The organism is Xenorhabdus entomophaga, assembly GCF_037996725.1.
GTDB classification, from domain to species: Bacteria; Pseudomonadota; Gammaproteobacteria; order Enterobacterales; family Enterobacteriaceae; genus Xenorhabdus; species Xenorhabdus khoisanae.
The window spans coordinates 1-299 of record NZ_JBBMXH010000415.1 but is presented as its reverse complement, the minus strand read 5'-3'; the positions used below and the strand labels follow the sequence as shown (position 1 = coordinate 299).

Genomic DNA, 299 nt, shown 5'->3' with positions numbered 1-299 from the left:
GGCTGGTCGTATCTGGTCTCACGCCTGCTCAGCCATAAACCCGGTAAGGAGGCCTGATGTTCTTTCCCGGCCTGTTTCGAAAATCCGCTGAACCGATGACTTCCCGTGACCTGAGTGAACTGATTGGCTTGTCTTACGATACCTACACCGGACGGCGGGTCAGCCCACAGTTAGCCATGCAGCTCACGGCGGTCTTTAGCTGTGTGCGGGTACTGGCGGAATCGGTCGGCATGCTGCCCTGTTCACTGTACGAACAACTCGGGCGGGGGAATCAGCGTGCTGTCAAAGAGCGGCTGCAT

1 pseudogene is annotated in these 299 nt (G+C 57.9%); it reads left to right on the top strand.

The window, feature by feature from the left end:
- Nucleotides 1–56 precede the first annotated feature (56 nt).
- Nucleotides 57–299: pseudogene (locus AAC854_RS23450) on the top strand (phage portal protein); the annotation flags it as partial.